Source organism: Rodentibacter rarus, assembly GCF_001998965.1.
Classification (GTDB): Bacteria; Pseudomonadota; Gammaproteobacteria; order Enterobacterales; family Pasteurellaceae; genus Rodentibacter; species Rodentibacter rarus.
The window spans coordinates 25,116-49,450 of record NZ_MLHJ01000013.1; the positions used below are offsets into that span (position 1 = coordinate 25,116).

23 protein-coding genes are annotated in these 24,335 nt (G+C 40.2%); 11 read left to right on the forward strand and 12 right to left on the reverse strand.

Annotated features, from left to right (window positions below; translation table 11 throughout):
• Window position 1: 1 nt before the first annotated feature.
• From BKK50_RS02050 to rlmN, 3 genes are all read right to left on the reverse strand, one after another.
• On the reverse strand, window positions 2-1,003 hold the full coding sequence (locus tag BKK50_RS02050) for a RodZ domain-containing protein (RefSeq protein ID WP_077414839.1): 1,002 nt from the start codon (window positions 1,001-1,003) through the stop codon (window positions 2-4).
• A gap of 69 nt (window positions 1,004-1,072) precedes the next feature.
• Complete coding sequence (gene pilW, locus BKK50_RS02055) at window positions 1,073-1,618, reverse strand: type IV pilus biogenesis/stability protein PilW (protein WP_077414841.1); 546 nt, start codon at window positions 1,616-1,618, stop codon at window positions 1,073-1,075.
• A gap of 21 nt (window positions 1,619-1,639) precedes the next feature.
• Window positions 1,640-2,788 carry a dual-specificity RNA methyltransferase RlmN gene (rlmN, locus tag BKK50_RS02060; RefSeq protein WP_077414843.1) on the reverse strand — a complete coding sequence of 383 codons (1,149 nt, stop codon included), beginning with the start codon at window positions 2,786-2,788 and terminating at the stop codon, window positions 1,640-1,642.
• Window positions 2,789-3,000: 212 nt separating this feature from the next.
• On the opposite strand from rlmN, the gene BKK50_RS02065 reads away from it, so the two are divergent.
• Complete coding sequence (locus BKK50_RS02065) at window positions 3,001-3,876, forward strand: D-alanyl-D-alanine carboxypeptidase family protein (RefSeq protein WP_077414845.1); 876 nt, start codon at window positions 3,001-3,003, stop codon at window positions 3,874-3,876.
• Window positions 3,877-3,949: 73 nt separating this feature from the next.
• On the opposite strand, the gene BKK50_RS02070 is transcribed toward BKK50_RS02065, so the two are convergent.
• The 5 genes from BKK50_RS02070 to BKK50_RS02090 form a co-directional block, all read right to left on the reverse strand.
• Window positions 3,950-6,814: a valine--tRNA ligase gene (locus tag BKK50_RS02070; protein ID WP_077414847.1), complete on the reverse strand. Its 2,865-nt coding sequence runs from the start codon at window positions 6,812-6,814 to the stop codon at window positions 3,950-3,952.
• 28 nt (window positions 6,815-6,842) lie between these two features.
• The gene (locus BKK50_RS02075) at window positions 6,843-7,973 is read right to left on the reverse strand and encodes a hypothetical protein (protein ID WP_143529727.1); all 1,131 of its coding nucleotides are present in this window, start codon (window positions 7,971-7,973) and stop codon (window positions 6,843-6,845) included.
• A gap of 128 nt (window positions 7,974-8,101) precedes the next feature.
• The gene (locus tag BKK50_RS02080; protein ID WP_077414851.1) at window positions 8,102-8,284 is read right to left on the reverse strand and encodes a hypothetical protein; all 183 of its coding nucleotides are present in this window, start codon (window positions 8,282-8,284) and stop codon (window positions 8,102-8,104) included.
• A 7-nt stretch (window positions 8,285-8,291) separates the two neighbouring features.
• Window positions 8,292-8,828, reverse strand: a complete 537-nt coding sequence (locus tag BKK50_RS02085; protein WP_077414853.1) for a DcrB/PsbP domain-containing protein — start codon at window positions 8,826-8,828, stop codon at window positions 8,292-8,294.
• A gap of 21 nt (window positions 8,829-8,849) precedes the next feature.
• Window positions 8,850-9,287: a DNA polymerase III subunit chi gene (locus tag BKK50_RS02090; RefSeq protein WP_077414855.1), complete on the reverse strand. Its 438-nt coding sequence runs from the start codon at window positions 9,285-9,287 to the stop codon at window positions 8,850-8,852.
• Window positions 9,288-9,465: 178 nt separating this feature from the next.
• On the opposite strand from BKK50_RS02090, the gene BKK50_RS02095 reads away from it, so the two are divergent.
• From BKK50_RS02095 to BKK50_RS02105, 3 genes are all read left to right on the forward strand, one after another.
• A complete protein-coding gene (locus tag BKK50_RS02095; RefSeq protein ID WP_158074649.1) occupies window positions 9,466-9,612 on the forward strand; it encodes a hypothetical protein in 147 nt (48 codons plus the stop codon).
• 111 nt (window positions 9,613-9,723) lie between these two features.
• On the forward strand, window positions 9,724-11,118 hold the full coding sequence (fumC, locus tag BKK50_RS02100; protein ID WP_077414859.1) for a class II fumarate hydratase: 1,395 nt from the start codon (window positions 9,724-9,726) through the stop codon (window positions 11,116-11,118).
• Between the two features lie 206 nt (window positions 11,119-11,324).
• Complete coding sequence (locus BKK50_RS02105; RefSeq protein WP_077414861.1) at window positions 11,325-11,927, forward strand: chalcone isomerase family protein; 603 nt, start codon at window positions 11,325-11,327, stop codon at window positions 11,925-11,927.
• A 37-nt stretch (window positions 11,928-11,964) separates the two neighbouring features.
• Here BKK50_RS02105 and BKK50_RS02110 read toward each other — a convergent pair whose 3' ends face one another.
• Entirely contained in the window at window positions 11,965-12,861 is an 897-nt protein-coding gene (locus BKK50_RS02110) for a RimK family alpha-L-glutamate ligase (RefSeq protein WP_077414863.1), read from the reverse strand.
• Window positions 12,862-12,985: 124 nt separating this feature from the next.
• On the opposite strand from BKK50_RS02110, the gene BKK50_RS02115 reads away from it, so the two are divergent.
• The 7 genes from BKK50_RS02115 to BKK50_RS02145 all read left to right on the forward strand — a co-directional run bounded on the left by BKK50_RS02115 (window position 12,986) and on the right by BKK50_RS02145 (window position 20,970).
• A complete protein-coding gene (locus BKK50_RS02115; protein WP_059365476.1) occupies window positions 12,986-13,249 on the forward strand; it encodes a GrxA family glutaredoxin in 264 nt (87 codons plus the stop codon).
• A gap of 373 nt (window positions 13,250-13,622) precedes the next feature.
• Complete coding sequence (gene icd / locus BKK50_RS02120; RefSeq protein WP_077414865.1) at window positions 13,623-14,870, forward strand: NADP-dependent isocitrate dehydrogenase; 1,248 nt, start codon at window positions 13,623-13,625, stop codon at window positions 14,868-14,870.
• Between the two features lie 94 nt (window positions 14,871-14,964).
• Complete coding sequence (gene acnB / locus BKK50_RS02125; protein WP_077414867.1) at window positions 14,965-17,568, forward strand: bifunctional aconitate hydratase 2/2-methylisocitrate dehydratase; 2,604 nt, start codon at window positions 14,965-14,967, stop codon at window positions 17,566-17,568.
• 33 nt (window positions 17,569-17,601) lie between these two features.
• Window positions 17,602-18,876: a citrate synthase gene (locus BKK50_RS02130; RefSeq protein WP_077414869.1), complete on the forward strand. Its 1,275-nt coding sequence runs from the start codon at window positions 17,602-17,604 to the stop codon at window positions 18,874-18,876.
• A 476-nt stretch (window positions 18,877-19,352) separates the two neighbouring features.
• Window positions 19,353-20,318, forward strand: a complete 966-nt coding sequence (locus BKK50_RS02135; RefSeq protein WP_208606190.1) for a hypothetical protein — start codon at window positions 19,353-19,355, stop codon at window positions 20,316-20,318.
• Entirely contained in the window at window positions 20,315-20,725 is a 411-nt protein-coding gene (locus BKK50_RS02140) for a hypothetical protein (RefSeq protein WP_077414871.1), read from the forward strand. Before BKK50_RS02135 ends, BKK50_RS02140 begins: the two co-directional genes overlap by 4 nt.
• The gene (locus BKK50_RS02145) at window positions 20,725-20,970 is read left to right on the forward strand and encodes a YkgJ family cysteine cluster protein (protein ID WP_077414873.1); all 246 of its coding nucleotides are present in this window, start codon (window positions 20,725-20,727) and stop codon (window positions 20,968-20,970) included. The genes BKK50_RS02140 and BKK50_RS02145 overlap by 1 nt, the downstream gene beginning before the upstream one ends.
• 107 nt (window positions 20,971-21,077) lie before the next feature.
• Here BKK50_RS02145 and bioB read toward each other — a convergent pair whose 3' ends face one another.
• Genes bioB through thiP form a run of 3 tightly spaced genes read right to left on the reverse strand, consistent with a single transcriptional unit; the run spans window position 21,078 to window position 24,329 of the window.
• Window positions 21,078-22,091, reverse strand: a complete 1,014-nt coding sequence (gene bioB / locus BKK50_RS02150; RefSeq protein ID WP_077414875.1) for a biotin synthase BioB — start codon at window positions 22,089-22,091, stop codon at window positions 21,078-21,080.
• Window positions 22,092-22,099: 8 nt separating this feature from the next.
• The gene (thiQ, locus tag BKK50_RS02155; RefSeq protein WP_077414877.1) at window positions 22,100-22,729 is read right to left on the reverse strand and encodes a thiamine ABC transporter ATP-binding protein; all 630 of its coding nucleotides are present in this window, start codon (window positions 22,727-22,729) and stop codon (window positions 22,100-22,102) included.
• Entirely contained in the window at window positions 22,722-24,329 is a 1,608-nt protein-coding gene (gene thiP, locus BKK50_RS02160; protein WP_077414925.1) for a thiamine/thiamine pyrophosphate ABC transporter permease ThiP, read from the reverse strand. Before thiP ends, thiQ begins: the two co-directional genes overlap by 8 nt.
• Window positions 24,330-24,335: the final 6 nt, after the last annotated feature.

The window sequence follows — 24,335 nt, forward strand, 5'->3', positions numbered from 1 at the left end:
ATTATTCCTTAGGTTGTGAAAGTTTGAATTTTGCCACACGTCCATCTACTTTTAATGGATAATTTTCACCTTTGTAGGTAATGCGTACATTGGCAGGAGCACCCACAATTAAAGAAAATTCATTACCGTCAAAGGTGAGCACTTCACCTTCTTTATATTCTTTTTGGACAAGGACTTTACGATTTTGATCTTTCACACTCAACCAGCTACTATTTTTTAGCACTTCCACAATCAAATCACCTTGTACGCTAGGAGGTGCCGGAGAAATAGTTGGATTTTCAACCGCACTTTGTGTATCAGGAATCGCCACTTCATTCTCGGCAGAAGTCATGGATTTAGGTAAAGGCTGATCATTTTGCTGAGCCGGAAACAACAATGCCGTGTCGGTTGAGCCCATATTGGTTGCTTCTGAAGGGGTACCACTATTAGAAATAATCTCAACCGAACTTGCTGATGGTATCTCGGGTAGATTAGATTGAGTTGTTGAAATTTCCACAGGTTGAGCCACATTGGTTGTCGATTCAGTAGCTTCAGTATTTGAAACATAATTTTGCACCAGCGTATCACGTTCTTCATTCGATTGCTGATAACTCTGCCACCACCATAATCCCGTCATACTTAATGCGATGAGAAGCACTAATGCGGTTAAATAACCCACCCAACGGCTATGAGAAGCATACTGATTCACAGAGCGGGTAGCCCGTGCATTTTTATCTAAATCATTTTTTTCATCTTCACCAAAAGAAAGATCAGACCAAAGGCTTTCAGGTAAACGCAAAAATTTTCCATAACTACGCACATACCCTCTCATAAAAGTCGCTGGAACATTCTTTTGAATAAATTCATTATTTTCGATTTGCATCAATATTGCCGGACGCAAAGTAATTTCCTTGGAAACATCTTCAAGAGAAAGGTTTAACGCTTCACGGGCTTGGCGAAATTGCTCGCCCACAGAGATGAATTGTTCAGCTTGCATTTCCGTTTTTTCAGCTTGTGTATTCATAAATTTATTCGTTTTTGAAACATAATCAAAGGCTGAATTTTAAAGTCGAAAGCGCAATTTGGCAATGTTTTATTTGATTTGATTCAGTTTTTCCGCCCGCTCCCTATCAAGCTGTCTCAACTTATCCAATGCTTGTTGGTAAATAGACATTTGATTGGAAGCCTTTGCACAAAGTGCCATATTTTCATAGGTATCGGCTTGGCGATAATAATGGGGTGAATGCAAGGCACGTTCAAATTCTTCATAAGCTTGTTGAAATTCGCCTTGAGCACATAAAAACGTACCAAAATTATTATGGGTATCCCCTTGTTTATCATCTAATTTTATCGCTTGAAGATAAGCTTTTCGAGCAGCCTCCACTTCCCCTTGTAATTGGTAAAAATGAGCCATCGCAGAATAAACAAGGTAATAGTTTGGGTCATGAGCCAAGGCTTTATCAAGATTTTGTTTGGCTTGGGGAAAATCGTTCTGCTGCAAATAACCGAGCGCTAATTCAACACGAGCCTTTGCTGCCTGCTGTTTATTAAAATCTGAAGATAGCGTTTGAGAAACGCAAGCTGAAAAAATAAGAGGAAAAATGACCGCACTTAGAAATTGAATAAAGAAAGATTTCATTTTTCCTCCGATAATTAAGCGTTAATTAATTTGGGCTATCCCAATATTCTGCCCAAATTGACGTTTCATTGCAGTGCGTTTGGTTCGATCAATGACATCCCCTGCGAGCTGCCCACAAGCGGCATCAATATCATCGCCACGGGTTTTGCGCACAATCACCGTAAAACCATATTCCATCAGTGTTTTTTGGAAACGGTCGATACGGCTATTGGAACTTTTTGCATAAGGTGCTTGCGGGAACGGGTTCCACGGAATTAAATTTAATTTACAAGGGGTGTTTTTCAATACTTCCGCAAGCTGATGAGCATGTTCCACCCCATCATTAACATGATCCAGCATGACATATTCAATCGTCACTTTGCCGTGATTGGCATTGGATACGCTCAGGTAACGATTGACCGAATCAATCAGCATTTTAATGTTGTATTTTTTATTAATGGGGACAATTTCATCACGCAATTCATCATTTGGGGCATGTAAAGAAATAGCTAATGCCACATCAATCATTTTACTTAAATTATCCAATGCCGGCACGACCCCTGAGGTAGAAAGGGTCACCCGACGTTTAGATAAACCATAAGCAAAATCATCTAACATAATTTCCATTGCCGGCACCACATTGGCAACATTTAATAGCGGCTCCCCCATGCCCATCATCACTACATTAGTAATAGGGCGAACCCCCGTCACCCCAAAATTACCAAGAATTTTTGAAGCCCGCCATACTTGCCCGATAATTTCAGACACCGTCAAATTACGGTTAAACCCTTGTTGCGCCGTAGAACAAAAGGTACAGGCCAAGGCACAGCCCACCTGAGAAGACACACAAAGGGTGGCACGATCTGCTTCCGGAATATACACGGTTTCCACCTGTTGCTCCCCCACTTGCATCGCCCATTTAATCGTTCCATCGGCAGAGCGTTGCTCTACTGCTACGTCCGGCGCTTTAATTTCAGCCACGGATTTTAGCTTTTCTCGCAATTTCTTATTAATATTCGTCATATTGTCGAAGTTATCTTCGCCAAAATGATAGATCCATTTCACCAATTGATCTGCTCGGAAAGGTTTTTCGCCCAGTTCCTGAAAAAATTCACGCATCTGTTTGCGTGTTAAATCCATTAAATTAATTTTTTTCGTTTGTTCTAACATGAAAGCCTCGTTGTTACACATTATGGCAATAAAAATTGCGGTAACTCACCACAACAAAAGCCTAGTATAAAATAGGCGGCGATTTTACCGATTTGCTAAGGGATAAGCTAGCAAATTTCAAAAAATAAAGCGATTTTTAACCGCACCTTTTACGATCCTAATCACAAAAATAAACAATACTTTGCAGAAAAGTGCGCTAGAATATTCGCCTGTTTTATTTTTCGGGATCTGCAATGTTAAAAAAACTTTTTTCTGTTTTCGGTTTTATTCCTACCTTTGCCGTGGCACAATCTTATGTGGTCTATGATTTTACACGCAATAAGGTGCTGGAAAGCCGCAGCCCCAACCATGTTCAACCCATTGCCTCCGTAACAAAATTAATGACCGCAAATGTGTTTTTAGAACATAATAAAAATCCTCGTTGCACCACCTCAATTACCAATGATGACGATGATTACATTAAAGGCACACACACGAAATTACCGAAATACACACCGATTTCATGCAATGAATTACTTAAGGCAATGCTCGTTCATTCGGATAACCAAGCGGCGCATGCCCTTGCACGTTCTGCCGGAATGAGCCGACTTCAATTTATTCAGAAAATGAATGAAAAGGCAAAACAGTTAGGAATGCGTTCTACCCGTTTCGCTGACAGCTCCGGCTTATCGAATAGCAATATTTCAAGTGCCATGGACTTGGTGAAATTGGCGAAATATTCAATGAATAAACCCCAAATTAAAGCGTTCTCAAATATGTCAAGTGCTTATATTCAAGCGGGTGGACGCAGTGTCTTTGTGAAAAATACCAATAAACTAGTGCGGGAAAACGTGTTTGACGCAAGCATTAATAAAACCGGCTATATCCGTGAATCAGGCTATAACTTGGTTTTTATTAATAAGCATCCTTGTCGAAATTCTACCATTGGTGTGATTAGTTTAAATAACAGTAGCTCGCAATTTAGAACCAATTTCACCAAAGCCAAACTCGAAGCATATGGTTGTACAGCAGGTCATCGCTTGCATAACTTTACCAAAGAAGAGACCCAATATGAGGAAGGTTACGATGAGGAAGGGCTTTCTAATCTTATTGAACAACTTTCTAAATAACCTGAAATAAAACAATAAAAGAGAAAAAAGAAAAGCAGGAAAATTCCTGCTTCTCTCATTTTTCATGAGCGGATTATAAGGCCTCTATGGCTTTATACTGCTCACGGATTTTTTCCAATCCTGATTGATATTCAGCCATTTTCTCACGTTCTTTGGCAATCACCGCTTCCGGAGCTTTGGCAACAAAGGATTCGTTGCTGAGTTTGCCTTCTATACGTTTGACTTCCTGTTGATATTTTTCCATCTCTTTGGTTAAACGGGCAAGCTCGGTTTCTTTGTTGATAAAACCTGCCATTGGCACAAGAAGTTCCGTATTACCTACAAGTTTTGCTACGGCAAGCGGCGCATTTTCCCCTTCAGTCAACACCCGTGAATCATCAAGTTTCGCCATAGCGCATAAAAGTGCGGTTTGTTTTTCAAGAATTTTTTGTTCTGTCACATCAATATTACGGAACAATAAATCTAATCCTTTACTTGGTGCGATATTACATTCTGCCCGAATATTACGCACTGCCACGATCACTTCTTTTAACCAATCGATTTCACGCTCGGCTTCATCATCAAAGGCATTTTCATCCACCGTTGGGAACGGTTGTAACATAATACTATCCGCTTCAATGCCAACAAAGCCTTTCACTTTTTGCCAAATTTCTTCCGTGATAAACGGAATCAATGGGTGTGCTAAACGCAATAATTGCTCTAACACGCGCACAAGGGTTTGGCTTGCCGCACGAATTTGCGCCGGCGTCCCCATTGCAAATACCGGTTTGGTTAACTCCAAATACCAGTCGCAGAATTGGTTCCAGGTAAATTCGTAAATCGCATTGGCGGCTAAATCAAAACGATACTGGCTTAATGCTTCACGGAAATCACCCACGGTACGGTTAAAACAAGATTCAATCCAACGATCCGCCACGGAAAACTCAATTTCCCCTTCGCTTAAATCCAATTTTTCATTGGTTAATACAAAACGGCTGGCATTCCACAATTTATTGCAGAAATTACGGTAACCTTCAAGGCGTTTCATATCCCAGTTAATATCACGACCATTGCTGGCAAGCGCCGCAAGGGTAAAACGCAACGCATCCGTACCATGTGCCGTAATGCCTTCAGCAAACTCTTTACGGGTGGCTTTGGCAATTTTTTCCGCTAATTGCGGTTGCATCATATTACCAGTGCGTTTTTCCAGTAAATCTTCAAGGCTGATACCGTCAATCATATCAATCGGGTCAAGTACATTACCTTTCGATTTCGACATTTTCTGCCCTTGTTCATCACGGATAAGCCCCGTAACGTAAACGGTTTTGAACGGCACTTGCGGTTTGCCATTTTCATCTTTGATGAAGTGCATGGTGAACATAATCATACGTGCCACCCAGAAGAAAATGATGTCAAATCCGGTGATTAACACATTCGTCGGGTGGAACATTTTGAGTTCTTTGGTTTGTTCCGGCCAACCCAGCGTAGAGAACGTCCACAAACCGGAGGAAAACCACGTATCCAATACATCTTCATCTTGTTTTAAGGCTAAATCCGCAGGCAAGTTGTATTTTGTGCGAACCTCTTGCTCGTTGCGTGCAACGTAGATATTGCCCTCTGCGTCATACCATGCCGGAATACGATGACCCCACCAAAGTTGGCGTGAAATACACCAGTCTTGGATATCCCGCATCCAAGAGAAATACAGGTTTTCATACTGTTTCGGTACAAATTGGATTTCACCGTCTTCCACCGCTTTCGTTGCCACTTCAGCTAGCGGTTTAACACTCACATACCATTGATCTGTCAGCATTGGCTCAATCGGCACACCGCCACGGTCGCCATAAGGCACTTTGAGATCGTGCGGTTTAATTTCTTCCAACAGCCCCATTGCCTCAAAATCCGCAACGATTTTCTTACGGGCTACAAAACGCTCTAAACCACGGTAATCTTCAGGGATAAGTGCGGTGTAATTTTCCAAAGGTTTATTGTTATAGCCAATGACTTCCGCTTCGTCACGAATATCCGCATTGAGCGTCAACACATTCACCAACGGTAAATTATGGCGTTTCCCCACTTCATAGTCGTTAAAATCGTGGGCAGGGGTGATTTTTACCACACCGGTACCAAATTCACGATCCACATACTCATCTGCTACAATCGGAATTTCACGGTTAGCGAGTGGAAGCATCACGGTTTTACCAATTAATGATTGGTAACGTTCATCTTCCGGATGAACTGCCACCGCCGTATCGCCCAACATGGTTTCAGGACGGGTGGTCGCCACCACCAAATAATCTTTACCATCCGCTGTTTTTACACCATTGGTGAGTGGATAACGGAAATGCCAAAGTGATCCTTTGCTTTCTTTGTTTTCCACTTCAAGATCGGAAATCGCTGTGTGCAATTTAGGATCCCAGTTCACCAAGCGTTTACCACGATAAATTAAGCCTTCTTCGTGTAATCGAACGAACACTTCTTTTACGGCATTGGATAACCCTTCGTCCATGGTGAAACGTTCACGCTCCCAGTCGATTGAGTTACCCAAACGGCGCATTTGTTGGCTAATTGTGCCACCTGAATAAGCTTTCCAATCCCAAATTTTGTTGATAAAGGTCTCACGCCCGTAATCATGACGGGTTTTGCCCTCTTCCGCCGCAATTTTACGTTCCACCACCATTTGGGTGGCAATGCCTGCGTGGTCTGTTCCTGCTTGCCATAGGGTGTTATGCCCTTCCATGCGATGAAAGCGAATCAGCGTATCCATCAAGGTTTGCTGGAATGCGTGTCCCATATGCAAACTCCCCGTCACATTCGGTGGCGGAATGGCGATACAATAACTCGGTACATTCGGATTTTCACTCGGTTTAAAATACCCTTTCTCTTCCCAGTGTTGATAAAGGGCTTGTTCTACCGCAGACGGATTAAAACGGTCTGCCATTTGGAGGTTTTGTGTCATTTTTTCTCTCTATTTATAAAATATAAAATTAATTAATACCTAATGTATTTTTTAAATTTTCTCTGTAAACATTTAGATCATCATATGTATCGCACTTAGATTCATATATATTAACTACAGCTTTAATTAACAAACCTCTAATTTTATTAAGTTCTTTAATTATATCCTCAGATTTTCCCTCATGTAATTCAAACAAAGTTTTTCCATTATGAATCACTTCCGTTCTATATTCTTTAGACATTTTCCTGAAGAAATCACTTAATTTATTATACTCACTTATATCTCTAGATATAAATGGTAATATTTTACTCTTAGCTTTCTGAAAATTAATATAATCCTTAGATGCCAATGTTTCAAAAGCACTCATTAGAAATATAAATGAAGCTTCAAGGCTAGGCATATATAACACTTCATTTATTTTATGCAAGATATTCCGACAAAGAGATGCTATCTCATCATACCTATTTCCAAAAATTATATTGTAATATATATTATTATAACTTATACCATAATTATCTTCATTATCATCTAGATCATCCAGATTTATTCCAATTCCTTTCTGTGGGATATGATAGATATTATCTGACATTACTTGTTTAGCTTCTTTATTATTAATATAATAAAACCTTCTAAACCCATCATTAGTTAACCCTGGCATTAATGGCAATTGTAATCTATCATTAAACCCTATTCCTGAATAGAAAATAATGAAATCTAAAACAGGATTTACTTTATTGCAAATATTACTAACATCTAAGTCATTAATATCTGAAGACTCATACTTATAAGTTTTATCTAAAATATTTTTTATAAGATTATCTTCATTTAATTCAAAAATACAAAAAGTAGTATTTATAGCATTTTTATGATCCCTAAATAAATCTAAATCCAATAGCGGAAAATCTCTCAAATAAAATTTTTTATCCTCTACAAGAGATAAATAACCTATTTTATATTTTTTATGTTCTTCTGTTAAAAAATCAGAAACATCTATTTGAACGTTTAAATCATGATATGATTTAAATGATATTAGAGAAAAATTAGAAATCAGAAGGGGTTTCTCCGCAGTGAGGTTTGCAATTGGAACTATAAATATTTTTCTGTTCATGTACAATTTTCTTTTTTTAATACAAAATTTTAAGATATAATCTACGGTCATCCAATGATGCTCGCTATCTTCAGCAAAAAGAGACTAAAGGAGATTTGTCTAACACAATAACAAAGTAAAATGTTATTTTGTATACCCATCATTAGAAACTCACTCAATTACTTTTACACGAGCAATATTTATATTTCCATCGCAATATGATCCGAATCAATCACTTCTTCGTGTCCATCAGGATAATGACGCACGATATTGCCATTAGGGCGGCGGAAAGTCAGCACTTCACGCTTTTTCTTATCTTCCATCCATGCTTTGAACACAATATGTAACTGGCGTTGTCTTTCTAAAACTTCCTCTTTCGTCATTTTTCCCCTACCGATTCAACCGAATCTCATTTTTTACCCGCTCAATTTCTAAAAACAAACGGCGTTCTTCTTGGCGGCAGAAGCTGTTTTCGCCTAATTTGGCGGCTTCGGCGGTGCAGCGAATTTGTTGATATTGGGATTCAAGGACTTTCAATAAGGCTTTTTGTTCTTTCAAATAGCGATTTTCTGTTTTGCGCGGTTTTACCGAAGAACGCTCCACTTTTTCCGCTGTTGCGTTTTCCTCAACATTAGAGGAAATATTCGATTTTTCAACCGCACTTTCCACGTTCTCTGCACTATTGCTCTCCACCTTTTCAACGGCATTTTTCACGTCCTCGTTTTGTGAAACGGTCGAAATCATTTCATCTTTAGTCGGCTCAGAAATCGGCATTTTTTCCGGCATTAGCTCAACCTTATTTTCAGCGTTTTCGGAAAGTGCGGTCACTTTTTCCGGTGTTTTTACATCCTGATTATCACAAGCCGCTAAGGTTAAGACGCTTGCGCCCACTAAAAGCGATAAAGCAAATCTCATCGTATTTTTCATATTGACTCCCTGTGGTTTTATTTAAGTTTGTGCATTTTCAGTGGAAAGCTGCCAACCTTGTATACGGAGTTGTTTATAACGTTCCCGTGCCTGCGCCTTGGGCATTTCTTCCACCGGTACAAAATCAATCAGCTGAATGAAACTATGGCTAAATTCTGGCACGGTTTGTTGCAAGTTAATGAGCAAATCCCGTTGCTGCGCATTGCGTTTTCCTTTCCATGAAATTTCAATCGGTGTGGGATATTGCGTGGCTTCACCGGATAAATTATGGGGCACAAATTCATCGGGGTCCCGTTGCCAAAGCGCTTCATCAATATCAAGCGCCTGTTGCTCTGTTTCGCAGGCAATCAAAATTCGTTTTCCCAATCGCCAAGCGGAAGCCGCCAAATTGCAGGCAAGCTGTTCAACTGAAAGCGGAGTTTGCTCCGTTAAAATGTAAAATTGTGCATTTTTCGCCATGCCTGCCACCTCAAAGTTACCTTAAATTCACCAAGCTATAAACTTGCGGATTTTACCGAAAAAGAGAGAAAAAATAAATGGTTAAATCGCCCTTGAGGAAATCCTAAAAAAGGAAAGTAAAAATTGCAGTATAATGTAGCCAATGCACGATTTTCATTTTTCACGCCATACAAGCCATATGGCGTTAATTTATCTGAGCCACTTTGTGGTTCTCCACAGCCCTAAAAGGGCTGGGATTGCACGGCTCGTACAAGGTGAAAATTTGTTTGTGCAACTGCTACATAATGTCGAAAAATTGGTAAAAAACCGACCGCACTTTTTATGATCTATATCACAAAACCGGGTTTTCGTATTTTTGTTACATTCCATTCATACCTCCGAAGTGTTAAAATCACACCGTTTTTTAGTTTCATTCTAACGATATAGGAGTATCACAATGGCATTTCGTATTGAAAAAGACACCATGGGTGAAGTTCAAGTTCCTGCCGATAAATATTGGGCTGCGCAGACTGAACGTTCACGCAATAACTTTAAAATTGGGCCTGAAGCCTCGATGCCGGCTGAAATTATTGAGGCCTTTGGTTATTTGAAAAAAGCTGCTGCCTTTGCGAACCACGATTTAGGCGTATTGCCCGCTGAAAAACGCGATTTAATCGCCCAAGCCTGCGATGAAATCCTTGCTCACAAATTAGATGATCAATTCCCGCTTGTAATTTGGCAAACCGGATCCGGTACCCAATCCAATATGAATGTGAATGAAGTAGTCGCAAATCGTGCCCATGTGTTAAATGGCGGAAAATTAGGTGAAAAATCCATTATTCACCCAAACGATGATGTCAATAAATCCCAATCTTCTAATGATACTTTCCCTACGGCAATGCACATTGCCGCCTATAAAAAAGTGGTGGAGCACACTATTCCTTGTGTTGAACGCTTACAAAAGACCTTTGCGTCAAAATCTGAAGCGTTCAAAGATGTGGTGAAAATTGGTCGTACCCATTTAATGGATGCGACCCCCCTCACCTTAGGTCAAGAATTTTCAGCCTATGCCACACAATTAGATTTTGGCTTGCGTGCATTAAAAAATACCCTTCCTCATTTGAGCCAATTGGCTCTTGGTGGCACCGCAGTCGGAACAGGATTAAACACGCCAAAAGGCTATGATGTGAAGGTGGCGGATTACATTGCCAAATTTACAGGGCTTCCGTTTGTCACCGCTGATAATAAATTTGAAGCATTAGCGGCGCATGATGCGATTGTGGAAACCCACGGTGCATTACGTCAACTAGCCATGAGTTTGTTCAAAATCGCAAACGACATTCGCTTATTAGCCTCCGGCCCTCGTTCCGGTATCGGTGAAATTTTAATCCCTGAAAATGAACCGGGTTCTTCCATTATGCCGGGTAAAGTAAATCCAACCCAATGTGAAGCGATGACGATGGTTTGTGCACAAGTGTTCGGTAACGATACCACTATTGCCTTTGTCGGCTCACAAGGTCATTTCCAATTAAACGTGTTTAATCCGGTGATGATTGCTAATTTCCTCCAATCGGCACAATTATTAGGTGACGCTTGTGTTTCCTTTGATGAACATTGTGCGGTAGGTATTGAGCCGAATTACCCACGCATTAAACAACAACTTGAAAATTCATTGATGTTGGTCACCGCACTGAATACGCATATCGGTTACGAAAATGCGGCAAAAATTGCCAAAACCGCCCATAAAAACGGCACAACCTTACGTGAAGAAGCGATTAATCTTGGCTTGGTGTCAGCGGAAGATTTTGACAAATGGGTACGCCCTGAAGATATGGTGGGCAGTTTAAAATAAACTTACCCATAAAATAACGGTTAGAGGCGGGGAAACTCCCGCCTTTTTTATCGTGAATGAAAATAAAAATAAGCTCACCACAGAGAGTACAAATAGAGTACAGCAAGCGGAGCTCGCTGTATCATTGAAATTTTAGTTTGCTCTATTTGAGATTTTAAAGGGGCTTTTGTTATAATTCGTGCCTTGCTGAACCGTGAAAGAACAATATGAAAATGAAATCCCTTTTCGTGACAATTTTAGCTTTTTTTTCAACCGCACTTTCTGCTCATTGGCTACCGGTCGGTTACGCTGAATATACTTGGGGACCTTTCCATGTATATAGTGTCGGGCTTTTTTCTGAAAATGGTTCATACCAAGAACATCAATCTCCGCTGATGTTTTCCATCAAATATGAAAAACCCATTGAAGGCAAAAATTTTGCGATCACTCTCATAAAAGAAATGGAGGCGCAGCAACTCAGTGCTGATGACACCAATGCGTGGTTGAAAAAAATGCAGGAAATTTTCCCTGATTTTTCACCCAATGATCTTTTAAATTTCGTAGCATTGGAAAATAAAGGTTATTTTATTGCCAACGATACCGTGTTAAATCACGAATTTGATGCCAAATTCACTCAAGCCTTCATTGATATTTGGCTTTCCCCAAAAAGTAGCTTTGTGAAATTGCAACCGAAATTATTAGGTAAAGAAAAGAGCGGTCAAAATCGTCAAGAATTTCAATATCAACCGGCGAGCGAACCCTTTGATGAAGAAAATACCATGCCGGAATTACCACCGAACTACGACCCTCAAAATAATTTAAACGGATAAAACCAAAAGGCGAACAGATTGTCTGTTCGCCTTTCTCTTATGATTGCACCATTTTTTCCAAATAGAGCATGATCTGCAATGCAATATCCACTCTACTAGTTTTCTCGATCATTTCCAATCCCGGACTGGCATTAACTTCCAACACCAATAAACCGCCCTTAGAGCGAATAAGATCCACGCCCGAAACCACAAGCCCCAAGGCTTTTGTGGCTCTAACCGCCAACTGTTTTTCTTCCTCCGTTAAAAGAACAGGTTGTGCGCTGCCACCACGATGAAAATTGGCACGAAACTCTCCTTCTTGTCCAATGCGTTGCATACTGGCGATAACCTTATCTCCCACCACAAAACAACGAATATCTTCGCCGGTGGCTTCCTCCACAAAGTCTTGCAGCAATACCGGCACATTCGCTTGTTTTAACGTTTCCAAAATACTGACCGCACTTTGTGGCTTTTCCGCCAACATCACCCCAATCCCTTGGGAGCCATTTAAGGTTTTGATAATTAAAGGAAAATCCATTTTCTGAATAACCATCTTAGGATCAGTCTCAACTCCTGATAATTGACTATTGGGTACTGCAATACCCTGTTCTCGCAAAATTTGTAAACTTTCCCATTTATCACGCGCCATTAAAAATGCCCTTTCCTTATTCAAACAATAGATACCTTTTGCTTGGAAATGGCGTAATACGGCACAGCCCATTTTGGTACTTGCCGTGCCAAAACGGGGTAATACCGCATCATAATTGGGCAAAAGATAGGGCGCGCCGTCTTTTGGCTGATAATAAACGTCAAAGTGCGGTGAATTTTCCATGAGTTTTAGAATACAACGATTCGGATCCAATATATCCATCTCGTGTCCGCATTGTATGGCAGCCTCTTTCAGACGTTGGCAGCTATATAAACGAGGCTCACGGCAAAGCATTAATAATTTCATAGGACGTTCCAAACTAAATATTGCGATACATTATACCAATCATAGCAATCCTGAAAAACGGTTTATGGAACACCAAAAAAAGAGTAAAATCACCGAGATTTAACATTAACAAGAGGAAAAATTTATGTTTGTTGTTATTTTCGGTCGCCCAGGCTGCCCATATTGCGTCCGTGCAAAAAATCTTGCTGAAAAATTAAAAGGTGAAGTGGCTGATTTCGATTACCGTTATGTGGATATTCATGCAGAAGGCATTACGAAAGAAGATTTATCCAAATCCGTAGGAAAACCGGTTGAGACCGTACCACAAATCTTCATTGATGAAAAACCAATTGGCGGTTGTACTGATTTTGAAGCATTAATGAAAGAACAATTTGGTGTAGTCGCTTAGGTTTCCATCCCTATATTTTCTTGAAAGTGCGGTCAATTTTTGAAGAATTTAAGGCTTAAAATTGATCTACACTTCAAAAAAAGTTTGACTTCACTTCATTTGGGGGCTAAGTTCTGTACTAGACAGGGCTTAGCCTTTTTATTTTCACTTGAAGAGAACCAAGCAATATCACCGGTTTTCCTTCAATTTAGAAACGCATCAACATTAAGTCTGTCTTTCATTATGCTAAATAATATCAACCTAGAAATTATTTATATCCGGTTATATTTTTGTAAAGATATTGTTATTTGGCGTGTATAAGGATTATACTTGGTCTCAGTTGAGGAAAATTTATCCTCAATGAATCTCTAACTCAAATCGATGAGGTGACATTATGCAACACAAAGTAGTAACCATTAACGGTCAAGCTATTACACTTAATCAAGACGGCTCCCTCAATGTACCCAATCATCCGGTCATTCCATTTATTGAAGGTGATGGCATCGGTGTAGATGTTACGCCTGCGATGCGTTTAGTCATTGATGCAGCAGTATTAAAAGCTTATGGGGAAACACGTAAAATTGATTGGTTGGAAATTTATGCCGGCGAAAAAGCCAACCAAGTTTATGGTGAAAATACCTGGTTACCAAAGGATACATTAAATGCCATTAAGCAATATCACGTTGCGATTAAAGGTCCATTGATGACCCCGGTGGGCGGAGGTATTCGTTCATTAAATGTTGCGATGCGACAAGAATTGGATTTGTATAACTGCTTGCGTCCGGTTCGTTATTATGATGGTACACCAAGCCCGGTCAAACACCCTGAATTTGTTGATATGGTCATTTTCCGTGAAAATTCGGAAGATATTTATGCCGGCGTGGAATGGCAAGCCGGATCCGCAGAAGCGGATAAAGTCATTGCATTTTTACGTAATGAAATGGGGGTGAAAAAAATTCGTTTCACAGAGCAATGCGGTATTGGCATTAAGCCGGTCTCAAAAGAGGGGACGCAGCGCCTAGTACGTTCCGCATTACAATATGTGATTGATAATGATCGCCGCTCACTCACTTTAGTGCATAAAGGTAATATTATGAAATTTACCGAAGGGGCATTTAAAGAATGGGGGTATCAAGTCGCACAGGAGTTGGGGGCTGAAATGATTGATAATGGTCCTTGGCACAAATTGAAAAACCCAAAAACCGGACGGGAAATTATCATAAAAGACTGTATTGCCGATGCATTTTTACAGGAAGTGCTGTTACACCCTAAAGATTACGATGTGATTGCGACCTTGAATCTGAACGGTGACTATATCTCCGATGCTCTGGCGGCTCAAGTTGGCGGTATTGGTATTTCACCCGGTGCCAATATTGGCATAGAAGCAGCAATTTTTGAAGCCACTCATGGCACCGCACCTAAAATTGCAGGGCAAAATAAAGCCAATCCGAGTTCCATTATTTTGAGCGGTGAAATGATGCTACGCCATTTGGGTTGGACGGAAGCGGCTGATTTAGTCGTAAAAGCGGTAGCGAAAACCATTGCTAATAAAACCGTCACCTCGGATTTAGCCGAAACATTGGAAAATGCGACATTGCGTTCTACTACAGAGTTCGCCCAAGATATTGTGAACAATATGTAAAACAATTTATTTTTTATTGTTTTTCTATGATGATGAATTTACTGAATCTTTACTTATTACTCTCTATTATTTTTCATTCAGACGGAGATCGCCTATGTCGTTTTTAACTGAATACCAAACTCACGTTACCCAACGGGCAGCTCAAGGGGTCGTACCCCTTCCACTCAATGCTCAGCAAACTGTAGAATTGGTCGAGCTACTAAAAAACCCACCGCCAGAAAATCAAAATCTATTAGTTGAATTATTTGAAAGTCGCATTCCCACAGGCGTTGATGAAGCTGCCTATGTAAAAGCGGCTTTTTTATCAGATTTAGTTAAGGGAGAAACCCAATCACCATTGATTTCGCCCCAAAAAGCTGTGCAATTATTAGGTACAATGCAGGGTGGTTATAATATCGAACCGCTAATTGACACGCTAGACATTGACAAACTCGCTCCATTGGCTGTAGAGGCTTTATCTCACACCTTATTAATGTTTGATAATTTCTACGATGTTGCTCAAAAAGCCAAACAGGGAAATCCTTATGCCAAACAGATTTTACAATCTTGGTCTGATGCCGAGTGGTTTCTATCTCGACCTCAATTAGCTGAAAAATTAACCTATACCGTATTTAAAGTCTCCGGTGAAACCAATACGGATGATCTGTCACCGGCACAAGATGCCTGGTCACGTCCTGATATCCCCTTACATGCATTGGCAATGTTAAAAAATCCAAGAGAAGGGATCGAACCTGATGAAGCAGGTATTATTGGTCCAATGAGACAAATTGAATCATTAAAACAAAAAGGTTTTCCATTGGTTTATGTCGGTGATGTGGTAGGAACGGGATCTTCCCGAAAATCTGCCGCTAATTCAGTGCTATGGTTAATGGGCGAAGATATGCCTTATATTCCAAATAAACGCACCGGAGGCATTGTGCTTGGCGGCAAAATTGCACCGATTTTCTTTAATACAATGGAAGATGCAGGCGCGCTCCCCATTGAGCTTGATGTAAGCCGGCTTAATATGGGGGATGTGATCGATATTTACCCTTATGCAGGTAAAGTGTGCAAACACAATACAGACGAGGTGCTGTCAACCTTTAAGCTTAAAACGGATGTATTACTTGATGAAGTGAGAGCGGGTGGGCGCATTCCATTGATCATCGGGCGAGGCTTAACTCACAAGGCTCGAGTAGAGTTAGGATTACCGGAAAACGATATTTTTGCCAAACCACAAGTCTCTAATGAAAATAATAAGGGCTTTACCCTTGCCCAAAAAATCGTAGGGCGAGCCTGCGGAGTAACGGGTATTCGAGCCGGACAGTATTGCGAACCGAGAATGACCAGTGTTGGTTCACAAGATACTACGGGACCAATGACTCGTGATGAATTAAAAGATTTAGCCTGCTTAGGTTTCTCTGCTGATTTAGTGATGCAATCATTTTGCCATACAGCTGCTTATCCAAAACCGGTAGATGTGATAACTCACCATTCCTTACCAGATTTCATTATGAATCGAGGCGGCGTTTCATTACGTCCCGGTGATGGCGTGATCCATTCTTGGTTAAATCGTATGTTATTGCCGGATACCGTAGGTACTGGAGGAGATTCTCATACCCGTTTTCCAATTGGTATATCCTTTCCTGCGGGTTCCGGATTAGTGGCATTTGCCGCAGCCACAGGCGTTATGCCATTGGATATGCCTGAGTCCGTACTTATTCGTTTCACCGGAACAATGCAACCGGGCATTACACTACGGGATTTAGTTCACGCTATCCCTTATTATGCAATTCAACAAGGTCTCCTCACTGTAGAAAAGGCTGGCAAAAAGAATATTTTCTCTGGAAAAATCCTCGAAATTGAAGGACTGGAACACCTAAAAGTTGAACAAGCCTTTGAAATTTCTGATGCCTCAGCGGAACGCTCCGCTGCTGCTTGTAGCATAAAACTCAATAAAGAACCGATTATTGAATACCTCAATTCTAATATTGTGCTACTGAAATGGATGATCGCTGAAGGTTATGGCGATAAAACAACGCTTGAGCGCCGAATTAAAGCAATGCAAGATTGGCTCGCTAATCCACAATTGTTGGAAGCGGATAAAGATGCAGAGTATGCAGCAATCATTGAAATTAATCTCAACGACATCAAAGAGCCTATTGTATGTGCGCCAAATGATCCTGATGATGCCCGCCTCTTATCAGAGGTACAGGGTGATAAAGTCGATGAAGTCTTTATTGGTTCTTGTATGACGAATATCGGGCATTTCCGTGCTGCCGGTAAATTACTCAATCAACACCAAGGAATGATTCCAACCCGCCTATGGGTTGTACCGCCAACCAAAATGGATGCGAACCTATTAAGTGATGAAGGCTACTTCAGTATTTACGGCAAAAGTGGTGCGCGCATTGAAGTACCGGGTTGTTCACTTTGTATGGGTAATCAGGCACGAGTGGCAGATGGTGCAACAGTCGTTTCCACCTCCACCCGTAACTTCCCAAATCGAATGGGTAAAGGAGCATTTGTTTATCTCGCCTCAGCAGAACTTTCCGCTGTTTGTGCCTTACTGGGTCGCATTCCAACACCGGAAGAATATTTGCAATATGTGCAAAGTCTTGAAGTGGATAAAGACGATACCTATCGCTATATGAATTTCGATCAAATCGACCACTATTCTAACAAAGTTAACGGTTTAATTTTCCAAACAGCAGTATAACTGCAAACACAAACGTAAATAAGGAGACTTAATATGCCAAACTTACATCCAACTTTAACCGCAGAACTTCATTTAAGTGATGGTCGTAAAATTGCCTTACCAGTTTACCAGGGCACTTTAGGCTATAATGCAATCGGTGTAGAAACCTTGCAAAAACAAGGTTTGTTTACTTACGATCAGGGGTTAACCTCCACCGCACTTTGTGAATCCAGCATTACCTACATTGACGGCGATCAAGGCATTTTATTACACCGCGGCTATCCAATTGATGAATTAGCCTTTAATAAGACTTATCTTGATACTGCATATTTATTGTTAGAAGGCGAAATGCCAACAGAAGAACAACTCACCGAGTTCAAAAAAGAAATCTGCGCACATTATATGGTAAACGATCAATTTACCCGCTTATTCCAAGGTTTCCGTCGCGATTCCCATCCAATGGCGGTCATGTGTGCGGCAAGTAGTGCATTAGCCGCATTCTACAATGATGATTTCCAATCAGACAAAGATACTGATCGCACAGCCATTCGCTTATTGGCAAAAATGCCAACCTTGGCGGCAATGTGCTACAAATATAGTATTGGTCGCCCATTTATGTACCCACAGTATCACCTCTCCTATGCGGGTAACTTCTTATATATGATGTTCGCCACCCCCTGTGAACCTTATGTCGTTAACCCAGTGTTAGAACGAGCTATGGATAGGATTTTTACTTTACACGCTGATCACGAACAAAATGCCTCCACCTCGTCAGTACGTAGTGTCGCCTCCTCAGGCTCAAATCCCTTTGCCTGTATCGCAGCAGGAATTGCCTCTTTATGGGGAGCCTCCCATGGCGGTGCGAACGAGGCCTGTGTAAGAATGTTAGAAGAAATCGGCACAGTAGATCGCATTCCGGAATTTATCGCCAAAGCGAAAGATAAAAATGATCCGTTCCGCTTAATGGGGTTTGGGCACCGAGTGTATAAAAACTACGATCCTCGTGCCAAAGTGATGCGTGAAACCTGCCACGAAGTTTTACAAGAACTCGGCATTAACACGCCATTATTAGAAGTCGCTATGGAGCTTGAACGCATTGCGCTAAGCGATCCTTATTTTATTGAACGCAAACTCTATCCAAATGTGGATTTCTATTCCGGCATTATTTTAAAAGCCATTGGTATTCCAGTGTCAATGTTTACCGTCATCTTTGCCCTAGGCAGAACAGTCGGTTGGATTGCTAACTGGAAAGAAATGAACGAAGAACACCTAAAAATTGTCCGTCCAAGACAAATCTACACAGGTCATCAAGAGCGCCATTTAAAATAGGCAAGAAATCTTGCCTCATTCAAAGTGCGGTTAAAATCAACCGCACTTTTATTTCCGGTATTATCTTGCCTGTTATAGGAAATCTGAGTAAAATCTCCCCTATAATTTTCTTTTTAGTAAAATCACTTATGCAATCAATCAATCAATCAATCAATCAATCAATCAATCAATCAATCAATCAATCAATCAATCAATCAATAATTATCTTTCTTTTCTAAAAAATCTATTTTTTATCATATCTTACAGAACCTTTCTTCTAGATTTAATTTATTCTAAACATCAAAAAAGAATATTTAACTTTTTACTCACTTTAAAGTTGACATTCTTTAATCGTTTATTCTTATAGTTATTTTTCTAATAAAATCAGACTGATAGACTTTAATTATCCATCTTTATTCAATCTAATTTGAATAAAAATTATTAGACTCTAATTTTTAGTTAGGGATGATTCATTAAATTAATATGAGGGTTTTATTATGGCTATTCCGTTCATTATTGGTGCAGTTGCGGTAGCAGCAGGCGCATTAGGTGTCAAAAAAGGCTTAGATGCCAAAGAAGATTTTGATCGAGCAGAGAGAATCGGTAAACGAGCTCAACGAAAGCACGAAGAAGCAATCGGTAATTTAGACTTAGCTCGTAAAAATACGAATGCCGCTTTAGAAGCATTAGGTAAAGCAAAAGTTGATGTATTTCATCATCAATTTAAATTTTTAGTCGATTTTTGTAAAAAATTAAAAGGGAATTCGACAGCAAAATTACAAGGGTTTGATCAAATGATTAACCCTATTACCTTAAAAGAAATGGAAAAAATGGTTTCTGTCGCACTTGAATTGGATAAAACAATAGGCTCATCTGCGGTTGGTGGAGCACTAACAGGGTTGGCCGCCTATGGAACAGTGGGGATTGTCGGCACTGCCTCAACAGGTACAGCTATTTCGGCGTTATCGGGGGCAGCAGCAAAAAGTGCAACGTTAGCTTATTTAGGCGGAGGTTCATTAGCCGCAGGCGGATTAGGTATGGCTGGCGGAGTGGCAGTTTTAGGAGGGGCGGTATTGGGTCCGGCACTCGCCATTGGTGGCTTTATAATGGCAAGTAAAGCCGAGGAACAGGTTACAAAAGCCTATAACTATGAAGCTAAAGTGGATAAAGCGGTTGCAGAAATTGACACCTCATTAGTTTATCTAAAAGGAGTGAGAACTAACGCCAAAGAAATGGAAAATATCATCTTAAATATGGTTCAACGTTTTGAAGAGGCAAAAGTCACATCTGTTTATGAAAGTGAAGCTAAAATTGAAAAAATGCTCGCATTAGGAAAAGCGTTAAAAATGCTATTGGATACCCCAATTTTAACAACTGATGATAATCCTGTTTCAGATCTATCTGAAAGAATTAACAAAGCGGTTTCTTCAACAGGCTTTTTAACTTATGGAGATAAAAAATGATACCTACAGCACTCCTCCCCTCCGCATTAAAAATTGCAAGTAATACATTGGATACAAAAAATGCGTATCAGCAATTATTAGATTGTTACAAACAATGTCAAAATGTTAAACAACGAGAGAGGACAAACCGAGAAGAGATTCGTTCCGATAGAGATGTAAATTTGGCACGTATTAAGGCTCAAAAAGATATTCTGGAATTATATTTAAAAGAAACCTTTAGTGAACGCCGAACGATACTCAATGAAATGTTTAAAGCTTTGGATAAAGGACTTGAAACAGGAGATTTACAGATAATCAATATGTCTTTAGGAGGGATTCTTCATATCGCAGAGAAATCACCTTTGACCCAAGCCAGACAAATGCTGGAAGATGTGAAAAATCCGGATAAGAAGTCTATTGATTGGTGATGTCTTTTCCTTGTACGGCGTGTGGCAAATGTTGTCAGCGAGTAAATTTAAGCGAGAAAACCGCTTTTTTAGATCGGGGAGACGGCATTTGCCAATATTTCAATCTTGAAACAAATTTGTGTAATATTTACGCAAATAGACCGCTTGTCTGTCGCGTAGAAGATTATTACAAAACATATTTATCTCATCTTTATGAATGGGATGAATTTGTGAAAATTAATCGGGATATTTGTAGCAAACTCTAAAAAGACTTTTAGTGTTATCATCACTCAAAAGTGCGGTTAATTTTGACCGCACTTTAGTTATAAATCGGTATTACTCAACAGTTGCACAACGTTGTTTTTTGTTCGCTTTATTTTTCCAACGCCCAACGGTTGTCTTCTGTTTCCGGCTCAAGATCCAGTTTTGCCATAAGACGCTGATCGCCATCTTCTTCAGGGTTATCGGTTACCAGTAATTTATCACCGTAAAAAATGGAATTTGCCCCCGCCATAAAGCACATGGCTTGCATTTCTTCTGCCATTCCTTGGCGACCGGCAGATAAACGCACATAACTTTTTGGCATAGTAATGCGTGCAACGGCAATCGTTCGCACAAACTCCGTCCAATCCAGCTCAACAGCATTTTCAAGCGGCGTTCCCTCTACTTTCACCAATTGATTTATCGGTACCGATTCAGGTTGAGGGTCTAAATTTGCAAGGCTTGCAATTAATCCCGCACGTTCTTTGCGTGTTTCATTCATACCAACAATGCCACCACAACACACTTTTAACCCTGCCTTTCGTACTTTTCCTAAAGTGCTTAGGCGATCATCAAATCGGCGTGTTCCGATAACCTGTTGATAATGTTCCGGAGCCGTATCAAGATTATGGTTGTAATAATCCAATCCCGCTTCTTTAAGCGCTTCTGCCATGCCCTCTTGCAATAGCCCAAAAGTACCGCAAGTTTCCAGCCCCAATGCTTTCACCGCTTTAATGATAGCCGTCACTTTTTCCATATCTTTTGGCTTCGGACCCCGCCATGCGGCCCCCATACAAAAACGAGCCGCACCACGGGATTTTGCAATTTTCGCTTTTTCAACAATTTCCTCAATCTCTAATAATTGCTGATTTTGCACACCGGTTTGATAACGGGCTGATTGTGGACAGTAGCCACAATCCTCTGGGCAACCACCGGTTTTAATCGACATTAAGGTCGAAAGTTGAATGACTTGCGGATTAAAGTGCTCACGATGAACTTGGGCGGCACGGTAAATTAATTCTAAAAATGGCATTTCAAATAATGCCTCGACTTTGCAAACCGACCAATATTCAATGGAAGGATGTGGGGTTATACTATTTAATTGAACGGATTGGATGTTGGTCATTCTTTTTCCTATAAATTTTTTCCTTGATGAATAGGGATAATACGATCAATATGCCCTTCTAATTCTTTCGGCTGATGTGTAACGAGGAGTAAAGTTAGCATTTTTTCATCGCATAACTGGTCAATCAACTTTAACATCTCCATACGTAATTGCGGATCAAGTGCAGAGAAAGGTTCATCTAATAATAAAATCGGTTTATCACGTAATAAACAACGAGCCAATGCCACCCGCTGTTTTTGCCCGCCTGAAAGTGCGGTGGATTTTCGCCTTAAAAAATCCTGTAAATTCACCGCACTTGCCACCTGTTCCACTCGAATTTTTTCTTCAACAGATAACGATAAATTCGGTTTTAAGCCTAGTGCGATATTTTCTGCCACCGTCAAATGGGTAAATAAATTATTTTCTTGAAATAGCATTGAAACGGGGCGTTCGTAAGGGGCAGTATGCGTATGGTTTTCACCATTGAGCCAAATTGCCCCGCTATTGGCATAATCAAATCCAGCAATAAGATTCAATAGAGTGCTTTTGCCTGCGCCACTTTCACCAATAATCGCAATTTTTTCTTGTGCTTGAATGTGTAAATCAAACATCATTGGCATAGATTGATAATTAAAGATAACTTGTTTTAATTTAATCATAATTCACCTTATTGCGTTCAATAAACAAGAAAAATCCGATACATAAACTGAGGAGAATGAATGCGGTAATCGCGGCTTCTTGACTCCGATATTGCCCAATTTGTTGATAGAGTAAATGCGGTAAAGAAGTAAAATCAGGATTACCAAACAATGCAATAGCCGTAAAATCGCCTAAAGAAAAAGTGGTTGCTAAAGCAAACGCATATTTTAATGGCACTTTGAGTAACGGATATTCGATGAGTTTAAAACGTTGCCAACCTTTAAGACCAAGGGATAAACAAAGCTTTTCATAATACTGCATGGTTTGTACCATTGGGGGATTTAAAATGCGAATAACAAAAGGCATAGCCGCTAAAGCATTGCACAGCACGACAATCACAAATAAATGTGCCGGGGTAAAATTCATATTTTGTAAAGTTAGAAATAACCCTACGGTTAAAATTAAAGTCGGGATGGCTAATATCATCATTCCACCACTTTGAATAAGTGTTGCGAGCAGGGGGAAATGAAGCCATTGCAATTGTCGGGAAAGTAAAAGTAAGAAAAAAGAAAAGACGATGGATAATACACCTGAGGTCGGTGCAATTGAAAGGGAATAAATTAATGCTTTCCATAATTGCGGATCTTGCCAGAAAGTCAACCATTGTGGTGCACTTATCCCTTCCACAATAATATTGATCAACGGCATCAAAATGAATAAACACACGGAAACTAAAATAAAAATATGTAAAATTTTGACCGCACTTGAGGGTCGGTTAACCCAAATATAGCGTTGAGAAACAACGGTTTCCGGTGGGGTGGAAAAAAATTGCGATATGCCGAATAGTACAAAACAGCAGATAAATTGAATCAATGCAAATAAGGCGGCTTTTGGTAAATCAAACTCAAAGAAAATCGCTTGGTAAATAGCGACTTCTAAGGTGCTATTTTGTGGTCCTCCCCCAAGCGAAAGCACAATAGCGAAACTAGTGAAACACAACATAAAAACCAAAACAAAAGCCGGCAAAAGCTGGCTTTTTAAATAAGGGAATTCAATTAAGCGAAAAAATTGCCAACCTCGAAGATTTAATTGTGCCGCAAGGCGGTGTTGTTCTGAGGGAATACTTTGCAAGGCTTGCTGTGCCATTCTGGCGGCAAGAGGAATATTAAAAAAAAGATGTGCGATAAGTATACCGGTTAAACCGTAAATGGTCGGTTTCCAATCTATTCCCAGCCAATAAATGAAACGGCTAAACCAGCCTGCTGTGCCATAAATACCCAACAAACCAAAAATCACAAGCAGTGAGGGCAGCACAAACGTCAGGGAAAATAAACGTTGAATAACCGATTTCCCTGGAAAAGATTGATAAAAAAAAGCACGCCCGAATAACACACCAATGAATAGAGAAAGAAATGCGGACAAAAAAGCTTGCCCGAAACTAAAGGTGATAACTTGGTGTACATAGTCATCTTGTTTGAAATCTTCCCACGAGTAATCACCTCCTACTGAAAAAATTTCGTAAAGCGAGGTGCTATAAAGCAAAACGATAAAAAAAATGACCGCACTCCCCCCTAAATAATGACGAGGGCGAAAATGCGGATGAGAAAAGCGTGACATCATTTCAAT

What these genes read in the sequence shown, in the direction of transcription:
- BKK50_RS02075 (WP_143529727.1), bottom strand. Translation starts at nt 7,973, where the DNA reads ATGACCGTAGATTATATCTTAAAATTTTGTATTAAAAAAAGAAAATTG.
- bioB (WP_077414875.1), bottom strand. Translation starts at nt 22,091, where the DNA reads ATGACCAACATCCAATCCGTTCAATTAAATAGTATAACCCCACATCCT.
- pilW (WP_077414841.1), bottom strand. Translation starts at nt 1,618, where the DNA reads ATGAAATCTTTCTTTATTCAATTTCTAAGTGCGGTCATTTTTCCTCTT.
- rlmN (WP_077414843.1), bottom strand. Translation starts at nt 2,788, where the DNA reads ATGTGTAACAACGAGGCTTTCATGTTAGAACAAACGAAAAAAATTAAT.
- BKK50_RS02090 (WP_077414855.1), bottom strand. Translation starts at nt 9,287, where the DNA reads ATGGCGAAAAATGCACAATTTTACATTTTAACGGAGCAAACTCCGCTT.
- BKK50_RS02070 (WP_077414847.1), bottom strand. Translation starts at nt 6,814, where the DNA reads ATGACACAAAACCTCCAAATGGCAGACCGTTTTAATCCGTCTGCGGTA.
- BKK50_RS02145 (WP_077414873.1), top strand. Translation starts at nt 20,725, where the DNA reads ATGTCTTTTCCTTGTACGGCGTGTGGCAAATGTTGTCAGCGAGTAAAT.
- BKK50_RS02115 (WP_059365476.1), top strand. Translation starts at nt 12,986, where the DNA reads ATGTTTGTTGTTATTTTCGGTCGCCCAGGCTGCCCATATTGCGTCCGT.
- BKK50_RS02095 (WP_158074649.1), top strand. Translation starts at nt 9,466, where the DNA reads ATGGCGTTAATTTATCTGAGCCACTTTGTGGTTCTCCACAGCCCTAAA.
- fumC (WP_077414859.1), top strand. Translation starts at nt 9,724, where the DNA reads ATGGCATTTCGTATTGAAAAAGACACCATGGGTGAAGTTCAAGTTCCT.
- thiQ (WP_077414877.1), bottom strand. Translation starts at nt 22,729, where the DNA reads ATGATTAAATTAAAACAAGTTATCTTTAATTATCAATCTATGCCAATG.
- BKK50_RS02065 (WP_077414845.1), top strand. Translation starts at nt 3,001, where the DNA reads ATGTTAAAAAAACTTTTTTCTGTTTTCGGTTTTATTCCTACCTTTGCC.
- BKK50_RS02085 (WP_077414853.1), bottom strand. Translation starts at nt 8,828, where the DNA reads ATGAAAAATACGATGAGATTTGCTTTATCGCTTTTAGTGGGCGCAAGC.
- acnB (WP_077414867.1), top strand. Translation starts at nt 14,965, where the DNA reads ATGTCGTTTTTAACTGAATACCAAACTCACGTTACCCAACGGGCAGCT.
- BKK50_RS02080 (WP_077414851.1), bottom strand. Translation starts at nt 8,284, where the DNA reads ATGACGAAAGAGGAAGTTTTAGAAAGACAACGCCAGTTACATATTGTG.
- BKK50_RS02135 (WP_208606190.1), top strand. Translation starts at nt 19,353, where the DNA reads ATGGCTATTCCGTTCATTATTGGTGCAGTTGCGGTAGCAGCAGGCGCA.
- BKK50_RS02130 (WP_077414869.1), top strand. Translation starts at nt 17,602, where the DNA reads ATGCCAAACTTACATCCAACTTTAACCGCAGAACTTCATTTAAGTGAT.
- thiP (WP_077414925.1), bottom strand. Translation starts at nt 24,329, where the DNA reads ATGATGTCACGCTTTTCTCATCCGCATTTTCGCCCTCGTCATTATTTA.
- BKK50_RS02105 (WP_077414861.1), top strand. Translation starts at nt 11,325, where the DNA reads ATGAAAATGAAATCCCTTTTCGTGACAATTTTAGCTTTTTTTTCAACC.
- icd (WP_077414865.1), top strand. Translation starts at nt 13,623, where the DNA reads ATGCAACACAAAGTAGTAACCATTAACGGTCAAGCTATTACACTTAAT.
- BKK50_RS02110 (WP_077414863.1), bottom strand. Translation starts at nt 12,861, where the DNA reads ATGAAATTATTAATGCTTTGCCGTGAGCCTCGTTTATATAGCTGCCAA.
- BKK50_RS02140 (WP_077414871.1), top strand. Translation starts at nt 20,315, where the DNA reads ATGATACCTACAGCACTCCTCCCCTCCGCATTAAAAATTGCAAGTAAT.
- BKK50_RS02050 (WP_077414839.1), bottom strand. Translation starts at nt 1,003, where the DNA reads ATGAATACACAAGCTGAAAAAACGGAAATGCAAGCTGAACAATTCATC.